The sequence below is a fragment of the Sivoneniella epilithica UHCC 1019 genome (genome assembly GCF_040830845.1).
In the GTDB taxonomy this organism is placed as follows: Bacteria; Cyanobacteriota; Cyanobacteriia; order Leptolyngbyales; family Leptolyngbyaceae; genus ULC077BIN1.
In genome coordinates this window covers 3,643-16,516 of the sequence record NZ_JBFPDP010000079.1, presented here as the reverse complement: position 1 = coordinate 16,516, position 12,874 = coordinate 3,643, and the positions used below count along the sequence as shown (strand labels likewise).

Sequence of the window (12,874 nt, the reverse complement as noted above, 5' to 3'; positions counted from 1 at the left end):
CAGCAGAGCGGCTGCATAAGTTAGGTTTTGAAGCGGTCTATCACTTTCAAGACAACCCCGGTTTATACCGTGAAATGCTGAGGGATGGGCACCCCGGCATTTACATTATGTGCCCTGATTCGCTGAAAGATTATGCAGTAAAGCACTGTGATTGGAAAAATACCATTTTGGTGATAGACGAATTTTCCGGCATTCGGCGCGAAGTTTTGAGCAAAACTGAAATCATGCCAGAGTTTGAGCGGTTGCTATCTGAGAGCCACACATTGATCGCCATTGATGCCTTCCTAGGTGATGTGGATGCCCGAATCATTTCTCGCTATCGCCCAGGCGCGAGGGCAATCTACGATCAAGCCTTCAGCCAATCACCCAAGCTAATTCAGTGGCTCGAAACTCGCACCAAAGACGGCAAAATCAGCATGTCACACGATGGCATTGCCTACGGTTTATTGCGGCAATGGGTAAACCAAAATTATCGGATTGCGATCTCCTGCGACTCTAGACGGGATGCTAAAATCTGCGCTCGGTTCCTACGGCGGTTAGGCGTGAAAGTCCTGCTGTGTACTAGCGAAACCGTAGAAAACAATCAGCGCTTATTGAAAGACCCAGATGGCATCTTGGCAGAAACAGAAGCTCAAGTGCTGATCTATAGTCCTACGGCTCAAAGTGGTCTGGACGTGCAAACCTACTTCGATAGAGGATTAGCCCTTTACAGCGGCGTAATCAGCCCACTCGATTTCTTGCAAATGATCGGGCGCTGTCGCCAGTGTGATCAATGGGCAGTATCAGCCCCCCGGCGATCGCTCGATCCAAACTGCCTTGTGTCATCGCTCGATAGCCCCAAAGTCTTGAAGATGGGCGAAAAATTACAGCAATCATTCACCGATCTGGAAATTGAAAGCAGCGCTAAAACTCGCGGCTGGGGGCTATGGCAGAGCATCACTCAGGAAATTGAGAAATCATTTCACTCCGAATATCTACAGCAATTGCTGTTGCATTTCTTTGGCTCAGTGGAAACGGTTGAGGTTGAATGCGACCGCTCCACCTATAGAGCAGATTCCAAAGTCATCAAACAGGAAGAGGCTGTTTTCAAGCTGAGTGCCAATCTTGCCAATGGGCAACAGCTAATCAGCCAACAGAAAGCCCCTAGCACTGATGCCCAAGTGTGGGATATTGCCCTAGCAGAACAGCACGATCGCTATCCCAAAATCTGGAACCCGCTCCTAGAGCTTTGGTCATCGGCTAACGAAGAATCTAAAGAATGGGCGGTGGAGTTTGCGATTGTGGCATCCAGCCCGCGCATCGAAAAGCTTAAGCGTTGGGTAAGTGCCACTGGCGAAAATGCTGCTGACGATTTAGAAGCCCTACAAGACCAGGTAAAACGGCGCTTCACGAGCTATACCAGTCAACACTATAAGGAGTTGCAGTTCTGTACATTATTCCAGGAATTGGACTTAGGGGAATTAGCAGCCGTTAAGAAAGAGGAAAGTGCGATCGCCCACAAAACTGTTTTCAGAGCAACTTCGACTCGCATTGGAGAACTGTGGGCAGAATTCCAGCGATCGCCCAGACTGACCAAATTATTTCCGTTCGTTGAAACTCAGACAGAATTTTTCGCCATTGTGAAACGCTGCATGACCTTCTTTGGACATCAATCTGAGGGTAAAACCATTAGGCAGCAATCGGAACAGCTTCACCCTAATGGCAAAGATCGGCATGGCAACCCACGGTTTAGCCTATCAGAAAGCGTATGGTTCGTTGGCTGGCTGATTATGGCTGAATCGGGAAACAAGCTATTCCAAGAACATTTTGAGTGGATTATCAAGGCAATTAGCGATCGTCTAACTCACGAGCGAGAACAGCGGCGGCAATGGCTAGAGCGGCAACAGCCCCCACCGATGGCAGCGTAACTTTGACTTGGCAATTTACTAAAAGCGGCTCAATGATGGGCGGCTTTGCTGTGTGAAAAAACGTGTGTGAGCCCCTTCTAAACTGCCTCACACACGTTTTTGGTGGCAACGATTTTGATGCAGGCAGAACCCCTTTTACCGAACTCTAAAAGTAGATCAGTTTGAGCATTTTTCGGAGTGCTTTATGAAAGTCAGCAGTCCTATTCTTCGCTGTGTGTGAGGACTTCGTAATATAGAAGAATCAATACCCAGAAAGGATCACACATGCGATCGCGAATTTCTGAGGGTTCAAGTAGGGTTCAAGTGAAGCTTATAAAGCTATGCCTATTCGTCCCGGTAATCTAGTTGTTCTCACGCGAGACGGCTGCGATCTCTCTGCGAATGAATTGATGGCAATCTGGACAGTGAAAGATGTGCGAGACGATTCGGCAATGGGTGAGATGCAACTGAATCATCAAACTATTGAAGAGTTGCCAATGTTGAATACCCGTCGTTATTCACTCGATTGGCTAGTTTTGTACAAAACCAAAACCAGGTGATAGATGCCCCTGACCTACTCCAATCCTTAACCATGCAGATTCGTAAAGCGACTGACACCTCAACAGGGTGGTGAGGGGGTGCCCCTGCATAGCCTATTCCTATACGCGATCGTTGATGGCTATTGGCAGTAGACCTTACTAACACCACGCTTCTTTTTTTGTTTCGGCTGGCTTCGTAATGCGATCGCCCATCGATAGTAGTGCCCGATCGCTGACCCCAAATCGAGTTCAAAATTCTGGGCAAAGGCTAAGTTACAGTCATAGTACAGATTTACTGTAAGAGGGCATAATAGCTTGAACTGGCTTACCCCTTTAAACTCCTCTAAACTCCCCTAATTAAGCAAGCAAAATGACGAGAAAAACACCGCAAACTAAAGCAGATGTGGCGATCGCTGCATTATCCCCAGAACAGCACGATCAGTTAAGAGAACTAGGCGCTAACCATGCCAACGTTACGGCGATTCATCGCTGGCTCAACAGCTTGGGTTGCGAGGTATCTTATCATTCGGTTTTAGCTTGGCATAACCGAGAATACCGAATTGGGTTGGAAATACAACAGACGAATAGGCTGATATCCGGATATCGGGGCTTAAACCCAGCAGATGCTCATGCTGCGTCGCTTGCCTGCGTGGTGCAACTGACCAGCCGGATCATGAAAAAACTGGAAGACCAAGACGAACAAGACAAGGCTGAAGAAAACAAATTGAGGGGAATTGATAAACTCTCCCCCTCCCTGCTTTCCAACCTGGTAGATCTCCTCCGAGAACAGCGGCAATCTGCCCAAATGTTGGCGGCTAATAAGCAATTGGGCGATCGCCGGGGGTTGGAGCTTGCCGGGGGATATCGGCTAGCTGAAATCGCAGTGAATTTGACCCGCGATACTCCCAATGCGGAGACGGTGAAGAGTATCGTGGATGCGGCTCTAGCAAAATTAGAGGAAGAAGTATGAGGCAACCTACCCTAATCGGGCGGTAGGCACGACTGACGATCGCCCATAGCAGGGCTAGATTGATTGCATTCACCCACAGTTTGGACACCCATGCACCCGATCACTAATCTTGTTCTCTCTGGCATTGCTGCTCTATTCGCTTTCACGATGTACGCCGTCCTTCCTCCCCAGATTTACTTCAGCTTATGGGGCGCAGGATTGGCGACAATGTGTTTGACTTACAAAGATGAAAATGCAGACAAAACCAACGAAACAGAGCAAAATAAGGAGAAAGATCAGTAGTACAGGCGATCGCAATGGTTATAGGTGCTGCATTAAAATTTGGAAGTCAAGCGTTAAGAGCCGCGCCCGGTGCATTCGGTGCTGCATCTGCTGCGTGGAAGACCCTACCAGGTCCGGTTCAATTTATCGGAGGAAAGGCGCTTGAATATACCACGGTTGTTCCGGCGCTCGGAGCGGCTGCGATGGCGGCAGGGTTGCCATTTGGAGCGCCTAAGCCTCCAACCGCAGCCGGAGCAATGCCCGGTGGCATGATGGGCGGTATGGGGATGCCTATGAACCCCGATCAATTTAATTCCCTGTATGGTTCACCGGGCTGGTCATTGCCTTGGCAAAAGGAACCAGGGTTGTATGAGCGGATGCAAAACCGACAATTGGGCGCACAACGCGGCATGTTTGACGCTGGTCAAACAACCCAGCGGATGGGCATCCAACGAAATTACGATTTAGGGCTAGATTCCAACCGTACTTCCCTTGGCATGGCAGGAATTACGGCAGGCACCCAGAAATACTTGGGCGATCGCCAACAGAGGATTGCGGATCTAACCACATCACGCCAATTGCAGGGGTTGATGGATTCCAATAAAACGAGTGCGAAAATTGCGGATCTAACCAGTTTCCGTCAACTCAATGCGGTCTATGACAACAACCGGACTGGGGTGAGAATTGCAGATATTGGAGCCAACCGCGATCGCTATGTGGCAGATCGGGGGGTGGAGGTTGCTCGGTGGGGCGGCTCAGTTCCTAGAATCGCCACTTTTGGAGCATTGATGCGGTAGCAACACCAGTAGCTTTGCATTAAAAAGCAGCCAGGTAAGCGGCTGCTAGGCATGATGGAACTTTCAATATTCAAGCATCTAAACATCTAGATGTTTTATTTTGACTCTAGCCACTGTTGAACCAGTTCTTTAATGACATCGCTCATTTCCCTGTCATCCGCGATCGCAGTGGCTCTGAGCTTTCGATGTAAGGCTTTTGGCAGATAAACGGTGGTTCGTTGATAGTCAGGGTCTTTACTTTTGGAAAGTGGAGCGTCTGAAATTTTGAATGTTTCAGCGTGTGAATGTTTAGATGTCTGGACATCTTTATCTTGATTGTCAGTTGATTTAGCTGCTTTTGCCGCTCCAAATAGCCCATCAAATCGGCTTTCTCTCTGACTCATGGCAGTATCTCCCGTCCTACATCTTGATAGCATCGCCATGCAATTCCAGCGCGGCTATCCCCTTTAACCTGATTAACTGGCACTCCTTCTAAAGCAGCGCGTTGAAACACAGCAAACCGTCTAATGCCAGCCTTGAAAATCGGTAAGCCTGCATTCTTAATGGCTGTTCTTGCCTCTTCTCCAACTTTGCTAGGCGATGGAGGAATTAGGGTAAGCAACAGTCTGTAATCGGTTTCCAGACCTTGCAGCGCTTCCACCATTTGCAAAGTTGCGCCCATTGCCAGGGCATCAGGAGACGTTGGCAGTATTAACAGGTCGCATCCTTCGGCTATCGTTTTAAGCTCAGTTGGATCAGGTCTAGCGGGGGTGTCCACAATGATGTGGTTATAGTTTTTGGCGTGTTTGACTGCTGCTTTCTCATCCACAACCTTAAAAGGCAAATTGCCAGCGCTAGCCCACTGCAAAGCAGAGCGGTTTAAGTCACCATCGACTAAAAGCGTTGGTTCTTTGTTTTGGAAATAAGCCGCGAGGTGGAGGGCAGTTGTGGACTTGCCTACCCCACCCTTAAAGCTGGCAATGGTGATGATCATCTAAATGTTTAGTTGTTGTGAATGTTCAAACGTCTGGACATCTAGACACTGAAATGTCTATTACACTTAAGATGATAATGCAAGAAAAGCTACCTTATCATGCAATCTTTAAGCCGGAAATCTGAAGCAAAATTGAGCGCAATCACTCAATCTGAATTCAATGCTCAACTAATTAGCTTGTGGCTGCATCACAATAAAAGCCAGCATACGAAGCGAGTGTATGGGCAAGACATTCGCGAGTTCTTGACCTTTGTGGAAGACTGCTCATTGAATGAAGTGACCTATATGGCAGCGCAAGAATACCAAGAAAATCTTGTATCTCGTGGTTTGGCACCTCGCACCATTAACCGCAAGATCCACGCCTTGCGATCGCTGTTAACATTTGGATGTGAGAAGGTCCGAATGTTGACAACTAATGTAGGGCTAGTGCTTGGCTCCGAGAAAGTGGCAAACGATTTAGCGCGACGGATTTTGACTGAAGAGCAGGTTTTCAAAATGTTTGCCCTGGAGACTGACCAGCGTAACGGGTTAATTTTGCGAACGCTTTACTATACGGGCTTGCGAGTATCAGAGATAGCCTCTCTCAAGTGGAAAGATTTACAACCCCGTGGTGAACAGGACGGTCAAGCGATCGTGTTTGGTAAAGGTGGCAAGACTCGGATCGTTTTGGTGAGTGAGAAGGTATGGCGATCTCTGATGGAGTTGCGCGAGAATGCCGCAAGCGATGAACCAGTGTTTGAGAGCGGTAAAGGGGGACATCTTGACCCGTCGCAAGTCTTTCGCATTGTCAGAGCTTCTGCTAAACGAGCCGGGATTGAAGGCAACGTTTCTCCACACTGGCTTAGACATTCCCACGCTTCACATGCAATGGATCGAGGCGCGCCGTTGCATGTGGTTCAAGCAAGCTTAGGACACAGCAACCCAGCTACAACCGGGCGATACCTTCACGCTAGACCAGGCGATGGATCAGGAAGGTATTTGGGATGAATGCTGAGTATTGGATTTCTGAAGACAAAAATATCAAACAAGGTTTGTATAAGGTTCAAGTCATCCATTACCCTACACCGTTGCAACTTGCACACGTGCTTTCTTCATGGCATAGGTTTATTAAGCTTCATCCTGCTTTCGATGGGCATGTGAAGATTGTCAAAGAAGCTTATTTTCCGGGCAGGGAGGGTTATTACATCAGAGTTACAGTCACTAAAGCTCTAATGGATGCAGAAGGGTTTAAGCCCTCGTGTGATTCTGATTTCCCCTATCCTGCTTAGGTTTATGAATAGAGTGGCGATCGCGCTTTGCTGGGTTCCATCAGCTATTCATGTCACTTTTTGCATTTAACTTCTAAAAGTGACATGAATAGGTTTCATTCCGATCCTCGACTGTGGAACCTAGGCGATCGCTCGGTTCCAGCAGTTTTAAATCCTTATCAGCTATTCATGTTACTTTTGCCAAAAAATTTCTAAAAACTCTGCTATGATTGAGTTATACAGAAAGTGACATGAATAGCTGTGAACCGAGTTGATGTACTCACCGCAAAATTGAACGCTCTCTTGACCAAAGCAACAGAGATCAGAGAATCGGGTGAATGCCTGCAAGGGGTGCGGCTGGAAAGAGCGGCGGCGGGTGGAACTGCTTCAAAGCAAAGCCAAGAAACTTATAAATATGCGCGACTGCGTTGTGGCAAAGGCAAGGCTCTAGCCAATGGGAGTAAGAGCCAGTATGTCTCTGTGAAAGATATTCCTCATTTTGAAGCCGCGATCGCCCGTGGAAAGAAACTGACGAAACTGGAAAAGCAGATCAGCCAGGTGCAAGCAAAGCTCAAATAGGGGTGCGATCGCGGCTTGATTTGTGTCATGGGAGTTTTGTACAAAACTCCCATCAGTCACAGCATGGATATTTTGGGCTTAAAGGCTGAATTTGACGTAGAGAAATCGTTGTTCCCAGTCTAAGAGAGCTTCGATCTGGAGGTGGGCACCGATCAGGTTTAGGAGGGTGGAGAGCAGTTCTAGAATGAATTTCATGTGGTACATCCGTTTGTTTAAGGTTTACTAAGGGGAAAGATGAACAGCGATTCTCTGTAGGAGCCGTTATTGTTCTTTTTCCAATGCTTCAAGATAGAAGTCTTCTGAGCTAACGTTAAATCCGTCATCACGACCGTAGAGCCATTTCTGAGTTTCTTCATCCCAGATGATACCCACGATTTTACCGACTGGTGTTTGTTGGAATAGATGCAATTTTGGGGCAGGAACATTGGCGGGAGTGGCAGCGCTGCTGCTGAGAAACCAATCTAAGAATTTTGGGTTCATAGTTTTAGTGTTTTTCTTCTAATCCTTTGAGAAAGAAGCCTTCGGAGCGGACATCTAGATCGTCACCATCGCGGCTGTAGCACCATGCTTGGGCTTCTTCATCCCAGATGATGCCAAGGATTTTGCCACGGGGTGTTTCTTGGAAAAGATGGAGCTTTGGGGCGGGAATGCCGGGGGGAGCGGCGGCAAGGCTATTGAGTAAACAATCTAGGTGGTTTGAGTTCATGGTTTTTAGATGGATGATAAAAGCTAGACATTACAAATTTTTAGGCAGCGATCGCCGTAGAAATCGGTTCACAAATCGCACTTAACACCGCTTCTCTTTCAGCCTTCCTGAGCTTGCGGCTGTTGCTCCACTTGCTTGAACCAGGCACCGAGTAGAGCTTTGCCAGCGCTGGCAACGTGAGATCGTCCGGCACAATCGGCGGGGGTGATGCTGGAATGGTGAGCAGGTCTGTTAAATCATCCGTCGCCGGCTGCGGTGTTTGGGCGCGCTGCCCACAGTTGACTAGGTGCGAAACAAACAGAGCAGCGGCAATCATCAACGGTGCGATCGCGGCAATACTGAGTAAATCTTGAAGGGTAATGTATGTCATTTTTACGGTCTCCTAAAGTGTGGTGTGATTCCCGATGAAGTGATGGGAAGGTGGGGAGCTTTGCGGCTCCCCTCGCTGGGTGTTAGTTAGAACGGAAGCGGGTATCGAGTCGGCAACGCTTCAAAATATTCATAGCCGCCTAAGCCACGCATGAATTTTTGATGGGCGATTTCTCGCATGACATCAGCAAGGCGATCGCTGGTAGTCTCAACTTCAAAGCTCTGTTCGTCTGCGGTTTGGTGATTAACTAAGGTGACCAGATGAACAAATGAATCTGAAAGAACTGGGAGTGTTGAAGTTTGAGCAACGGCTGTTAACATGTGAATTGCCTCTTGTAGGTGGGGATAGTGGTTCTGATTGCGAGTCGTTTCGCTATCCCTTTGACATTTCTAATATAGCTAATTGGCTAGCTATATACAAGTAAATAGTAATGATAATTGCTTATCTATATTGCCCTTTGTGATACGCATAGCTAATCTATTAGCTATAGCTAGTTATATAGCATTAGAATGGGGCAAAGTTGAGAGAATGCCAATGAAGAACAAAATTAAAGAATTTATTGAAAGCCGAGGGATTACGGTTTACCAATTTCGTCAAGAAACAGGGATTGCTAATAAGACCGCTTACGATTTGGTCAACAAACCTCAGCAATATCCAGGTAGGGAAGTGATGGATAAAATCTGCTCAACTTATCGTGTTCAACCAAGTGAGCTTTTAGAGTGGATTGAGGAGTAGCGATCGCTCAATCCATCACTCATATTTCCTACTAGCAACCTCACCCTTTTGTAGAGTGAGGTTTTGTTTTAGGACATCTAAGGACATTTAGGAGGTTTAGGACAAAAGGACATCCTTTTAGGACAAAAGGACATGTCCTATCGGTGTCCTTAGCCATTTTTTTAAGTTCTCAGGACATCCTAAATGTCCTTTTTTTGATAGCTCTCCCCATCAATTTCTATTAGGAGATGAGCGCTCATAGCCTCAATCAAAACGCGATCGAGTGTTGCTTTATCGCGTCCGTTTTGCTTTGCCCAGTAGCTACTCTGTATCTGCTCTCTCGTGATAATTTCACCCGCTGGTTTAGAAGCAATCCACTTGAGAAAAGCTGCTGTTTTTGGATCGTCTGCATATTCGATTAGTAGGGCTTCAATGGGGGCGATCTCAGTTGGCAGAACCTCAGCGATCGCGGTAGATTCCTCAGCCATTTTGGGCAGCGGCAACCCGTAGGCATTAGCAATCTGCTCAATCTTCTTTGGCGTGAGAGCCGGGGAAGCGAGCAAATTATCTATATCAGCCGACGTGTGGCTAGTTGCTTGCGGCATTGCAGCGCTAGGGCGCAAATCAATTAGATTGGGCACATCTTGCCAGGTGGCATATTGGGGAATCGCGCAAGGGGCGGTCAGGGCAGCATAAATAGCATTTCCAGTCAGCCAGCATCTACCCGCTGGTAAGGTTGGCTCATCAAAAGGAATGGATAAAAGATCACAGATGCTTTTTGACCCGGCGCGGTCAGGTCCGACTGCTGCGATCGCCGTGAACATCGCTCTGTTGCTTTTGCCGCTGAAACCTAAATCCTCCAAGGTGACGGATTGACCGCTCATCCAAATTGCCATATTGCAGCCTCGGAGCAGGGAAGCAACGGCGGTCAGTTTGCTTTTAAAAATTTGCTTTTGCTTGGGAGTGAACAGCCCAATCAGTGCAGTAATCTCTTCGAGTAGCAGAATGAACGGCTCGTGATTACCCGGCTGATTGTTTCGGCGGCTCCCTTCCGATGCAAATTCCTCCAATGTTGCCATCAAATCAGAGAATAAATTCTCATCATTTTGCAATCTATCTTTTAGATAGTGCTTTTCGCATCGTGCCCAATATCCAGCCTCAGTTAGTTTATTTTTGGGGTTGCAGATCCAATATCTTAAGCCCCGCTCTTTCACCCCCAAACTGAGCGCTAGGGCAGCCATGACCCCTTTCCCACTACCCGGCAATCCCGCGATGATGACAGGTTGCAGGGGGGCTGATGTTAGCGATCGCAGGAATTCCAAAGCATTGGGCGCTGCTGCTACTGGCTGCGATTCTCCAAAAGTGTCAGCCAGTTCATCCACCGATTCAGGTAGTAGCTTTTGGTCCGTTGGCAGTACTTCAGCTTCGATAGCGTCCTTTCGGCTCAGTGCTTCCTGTCGCTCCCATAACCTGAACGCCACATAATCAGCAGGCGTGAGGGGCACCGATTCGCCATCATCAAAGGTGAGAACGCCCCGTAGCCCGTGGTATGGATGCTTCTTATCCTTAATGAAATTGCACAGTTCACAGTTGCCGATCATCGGCTCTATCAGGCTGTTGATCGTGCCCTTACCCCATTCTTTGCACCAATCAGAGTAGGAATCGGCAATGCTCTTGTGCTTGTGCGAAAGTTTGTAATGCCAGATTTCATCACGGCTATGGCACCAATCAGCATCTTTCACTTTTCCGGTAGACCTAAACATTTGATAGATGGTTGCTAGTGCCAACGGAGCGGCAAACAAGATACTTCCTCCAACAGAAATCAAAACCGTACCGGCTGTGACAATCGCGCTTAATTTGAGAATGTGCCCTAAGCCTTGTGCCTTATATTCAGTCAGCGCGGGTGCTTCACGAGTTGCTAGAGCGCTCATTAATATTCCCTCGTTGACTTCTGTTGGGCTTGCTGGTAATTGATGCGTGTTGGATCAATGATGTTGCTGATTAAGTTCAGTCCGAGGATCACGACTTCTACGCCAAACACCCCTAAAAGCACCCTCACCAGTGCCATTACATTCAGTTCACCCGTTTCGCTCAGTGGGGAATAAAGCCAACTCATTAGCCCTAAATCAAGTAAGTACATGACCCAACTGAAGGTAAGCAATGCACCTAGTGAGCGCTCCACAACGCTGTTATGTTTCTGTTTGATGCGGCGTACAGAATCGCGATCGCTCCATTGTTCTTCCACTTGGGGCGCTTTTTGCATCCTTGCCAACACACCAGAAAGGAATGGCACGTTGAAGGAATTGGCGATGGGCAGTAACTCCACAATTTGAAAGATTGCCCAGACAATGAAGCCAGCCAGGGAATAGATGATGGCTCCTAAGAATCCGCATCCCCCTTGGAGGAAGCCGCCAATAAAGGGGATGGGGCGCAATTCGCCACACACATCAATCCCACTACTGCCGCCAAAAATCATGCGGGTAACGGCAATATATGGCTCAATGTTGGCAAAAATCAGAAAGCCCCCGGCAATGATCAAAAGAACTTTAAGAAGCTTTAGCACTTTAGTTATCTCCCTTTGCCTTCTGGTTTTCATTGCGGAATGCTTGCTGCTGGTAGGCTTTTCGCACGGTGGCAGACACACGAATATCAGAAATAGTGCCCTGCCTGTCTACGATCGCGGTTGCCCCCGTTTCATCACACAAGATGCTTCCCTTGCCTAAAGGTGTGCGGCTGCGAATGTCGAGCGCAGTTTCTCCTTCGATTAGGTTGGGTGTGCCGTCGGCTAGCACAAAGCCCGTATTGCAGTTGCCAAAGCGCTTTTCTGCGATGCGGCTATCTTTGGCGGCGACGCTGGCATTGCGGCTAACGAGGGATTGGGCGTTGATGTCTTGGATTAAATCGCCTGATTTGAATAGGAGTAGGGCTAAGAAGGATAAGCCCAATACTCCATAGATGATTTTGTCTTGCTGGTCTATGGTGTTCATGGTTCAGAATGAATAGGTGGTCTTTGCTGGTCACAGTGAAGGGCGATCGCTACTTTCTCAGGGCTGCGATCGCTCTCTCGTCACATTTCTTTGAGTAATTCAGAAAATATCTGCTTGGCTCGTTCGTAGTCGGGGTCACTGTCGGTTTCAATAATTACAATCGTCATTCGATCAAACAGTGGTAATTGCCCATCACAGGGCGGCGGTGCTGGCTTAGGCGGCTTTATCTTTGGGCGTTTCATGTGGGCGATCGCTCCTAGACTGCAACTAAAGCATCAAGGGCACTTCCAACCCCTTCCATTTGTTCAACCAGGATTTCCAGTTGTTCTCTTTGAGAAACGGTTAGAACTTTGCTGGTGAGTTGATGGGCTAGGACGTAACGGATTTCAGCACGGCATTCAAATAGCGATTCGGCAATTTCAACACGCGGATCGGTCATGGGTTTTCCTTTTTTCTGTGTGGTAAGTCGGTGAATCATGCAGAAAAATTTACATTGGCAAGCAACCGAGGGCAGATGAGGCGGCGATCGCGGGATACTCTACCGAATCGGCAAACCGTGAAAAGCAATCGTCATCGAGGGTAATGGTGTGGGGTTCTGCCTGAGTGAGTCCCAATTTTTGGGCGGTCAGTGCCATTACTTCGGCTTGAAAGGTAGCAGGGCTGTAAAGGTAAGCGAGGGTGTCGCTGACTTGCTCTATGGCGTTGGTGCGATCGCTGGCAATCTTATCGAGGGATTGTTGAATCCCTGCTAACTGCTGTTGCGTCCGGCTGGCAATCTTATCGAGGGATTGTTGAATCCCTGCTAACTGCTGTTGCGTCCGGCTGGCAATCTTATCGAGGGATTG

General features: G+C 48.0%; 20 protein-coding genes and 2 pseudogenes. 10 read left to right on the top strand and 12 right to left on the bottom strand.

Annotation, left to right across the window (positions count from 1 at the left end; all coding sequences use genetic code 11):
• From AB3R30_RS25625 to AB3R30_RS25605, 5 genes are all read left to right on the top strand, one after another.
• On the top strand, window positions 1–1,907 hold a 1,907-nt coding region (locus tag AB3R30_RS25625; RefSeq protein WP_458652045.1), incomplete at its 5' end, for a hypothetical protein.
• A 320-nt stretch (window positions 1,908–2,227) separates the two neighbouring features.
• Entirely contained in the window at window positions 2,228–2,446 is a 219-nt protein-coding gene (locus AB3R30_RS25620) for a hypothetical protein (RefSeq protein ID WP_458652044.1), read from the top strand.
• A gap of 349 nt (window positions 2,447–2,795) precedes the next feature.
• Entirely contained in the window at window positions 2,796–3,395 is a 600-nt protein-coding gene (locus AB3R30_RS25615) for a hypothetical protein (protein WP_458652043.1), read from the top strand.
• Window positions 3,396–3,485: 90 nt separating this feature from the next.
• Window positions 3,486–3,677 carry a hypothetical protein gene (locus AB3R30_RS25610; protein WP_458652042.1) on the top strand — a complete coding sequence of 64 codons (192 nt, stop codon included), beginning with the start codon at window positions 3,486–3,488 and terminating at the stop codon, window positions 3,675–3,677.
• 14 nt (window positions 3,678–3,691) lie between these two features.
• A complete protein-coding gene (locus AB3R30_RS25605) occupies window positions 3,692–4,453 on the top strand; it encodes a hypothetical protein (RefSeq protein ID WP_458652041.1) in 762 nt (253 codons plus the stop codon).
• Between the two features lie 95 nt (window positions 4,454–4,548).
• Here AB3R30_RS25605 and AB3R30_RS25600 read toward each other — a convergent pair whose 3' ends face one another.
• Window positions 4,549–4,836 carry a hypothetical protein gene (locus tag AB3R30_RS25600; RefSeq protein ID WP_458652040.1) on the bottom strand — a complete coding sequence of 96 codons (288 nt, stop codon included), beginning with the start codon at window positions 4,834–4,836 and terminating at the stop codon, window positions 4,549–4,551.
• Complete coding sequence (locus AB3R30_RS25595; protein ID WP_458652039.1) at window positions 4,833–5,426, bottom strand: nucleotide-binding protein; 594 nt, start codon at window positions 5,424–5,426, stop codon at window positions 4,833–4,835. The genes AB3R30_RS25600 and AB3R30_RS25595 overlap by 4 nt, the downstream gene beginning before the upstream one ends.
• Window positions 5,427–5,525: 99 nt before the next feature.
• On the opposite strand from AB3R30_RS25595, the pseudogene AB3R30_RS25590 reads away from it, so the two are divergent.
• The 4 genes and pseudogenes from AB3R30_RS25590 to AB3R30_RS25575 all read left to right on the top strand — a co-directional run.
• A pseudogene (locus AB3R30_RS25590) lies at window positions 5,526–5,798 on the top strand (site-specific integrase); the annotation flags it as partial.
• 30 nt (window positions 5,799–5,828) lie between these two features.
• Window positions 5,829–6,374, top strand: a pseudogene (locus AB3R30_RS25585) (tyrosine-type recombinase/integrase); the annotation flags it as partial.
• Window positions 6,375–6,409: 35 nt separating this feature from the next.
• Complete coding sequence (locus AB3R30_RS25580) at window positions 6,410–6,694, top strand: hypothetical protein (protein WP_458652038.1); 285 nt, start codon at window positions 6,410–6,412, stop codon at window positions 6,692–6,694.
• Between the two features lie 240 nt (window positions 6,695–6,934).
• Complete coding sequence (locus tag AB3R30_RS25575) at window positions 6,935–7,252, top strand: hypothetical protein (protein WP_458652037.1); 318 nt, start codon at window positions 6,935–6,937, stop codon at window positions 7,250–7,252.
• Between the two features lie 261 nt (window positions 7,253–7,513).
• Here the strand turns inward: AB3R30_RS25575 and AB3R30_RS25570 are convergent, their stop codons facing one another.
• The 4 genes from AB3R30_RS25570 to AB3R30_RS25555 form a co-directional block, all read right to left on the bottom strand.
• The gene (locus tag AB3R30_RS25570; protein ID WP_458652036.1) at window positions 7,514–7,732 is read right to left on the bottom strand and encodes a hypothetical protein; all 219 of its coding nucleotides are present in this window, start codon (window positions 7,730–7,732) and stop codon (window positions 7,514–7,516) included.
• 4 nt (window positions 7,733–7,736) lie between these two features.
• Window positions 7,737–7,958: a hypothetical protein gene (locus AB3R30_RS25565; RefSeq protein ID WP_458652035.1), complete on the bottom strand. Its 222-nt coding sequence runs from the start codon at window positions 7,956–7,958 to the stop codon at window positions 7,737–7,739.
• Window positions 7,959–7,998: 40 nt separating this feature from the next.
• Window positions 7,999–8,328: a hypothetical protein gene (locus AB3R30_RS25560; protein WP_458652034.1), complete on the bottom strand. Its 330-nt coding sequence runs from the start codon at window positions 8,326–8,328 to the stop codon at window positions 7,999–8,001.
• A gap of 86 nt (window positions 8,329–8,414) precedes the next feature.
• The gene (locus AB3R30_RS25555) at window positions 8,415–8,648 is read right to left on the bottom strand and encodes a hypothetical protein (RefSeq protein ID WP_458652033.1); all 234 of its coding nucleotides are present in this window, start codon (window positions 8,646–8,648) and stop codon (window positions 8,415–8,417) included.
• A gap of 214 nt (window positions 8,649–8,862) precedes the next feature.
• Here AB3R30_RS25555 and AB3R30_RS25550 point away from each other — a divergent pair, with 214 nt between their 5' ends.
• The gene (locus tag AB3R30_RS25550) at window positions 8,863–9,063 is read left to right on the top strand and encodes a helix-turn-helix domain-containing protein (protein ID WP_458652032.1); all 201 of its coding nucleotides are present in this window, start codon (window positions 8,863–8,865) and stop codon (window positions 9,061–9,063) included.
• Between the two features lie 179 nt (window positions 9,064–9,242).
• Here AB3R30_RS25550 and AB3R30_RS25545 read toward each other — a convergent pair whose 3' ends face one another.
• The 6 genes from AB3R30_RS25545 to AB3R30_RS25520 all read right to left on the bottom strand — a co-directional run.
• A complete protein-coding gene (locus AB3R30_RS25545) occupies window positions 9,243–10,973 on the bottom strand; it encodes a hypothetical protein (protein ID WP_458652031.1) in 1,731 nt (576 codons plus the stop codon).
• A complete protein-coding gene (locus AB3R30_RS25540; RefSeq protein ID WP_458652030.1) occupies window positions 10,973–11,605 on the bottom strand; it encodes a hypothetical protein in 633 nt (210 codons plus the stop codon). Before AB3R30_RS25540 ends, AB3R30_RS25545 begins: the two co-directional genes overlap by 1 nt.
• 1 nt (window position 11,606) lies before the next feature.
• Window positions 11,607–12,029 (bottom strand): hypothetical protein, encoded by a 423-nt coding sequence (locus AB3R30_RS25535; protein ID WP_458652029.1) that lies wholly within the window; start codon window positions 12,027–12,029, stop codon window positions 11,607–11,609.
• 80 nt (window positions 12,030–12,109) lie between these two features.
• Window positions 12,110–12,271: a hypothetical protein gene (locus AB3R30_RS25530; protein WP_458652028.1), complete on the bottom strand. Its 162-nt coding sequence runs from the start codon at window positions 12,269–12,271 to the stop codon at window positions 12,110–12,112.
• A 14-nt stretch (window positions 12,272–12,285) separates the two neighbouring features.
• The gene (locus tag AB3R30_RS25525; RefSeq protein ID WP_458652027.1) at window positions 12,286–12,468 is read right to left on the bottom strand and encodes a hypothetical protein; all 183 of its coding nucleotides are present in this window, start codon (window positions 12,466–12,468) and stop codon (window positions 12,286–12,288) included.
• A 49-nt stretch (window positions 12,469–12,517) separates the two neighbouring features.
• Window positions 12,518–12,874 (bottom strand): hypothetical protein (locus tag AB3R30_RS25520; protein ID WP_458652026.1); only part of this gene is annotated, 357 nt, incomplete at its 5' end.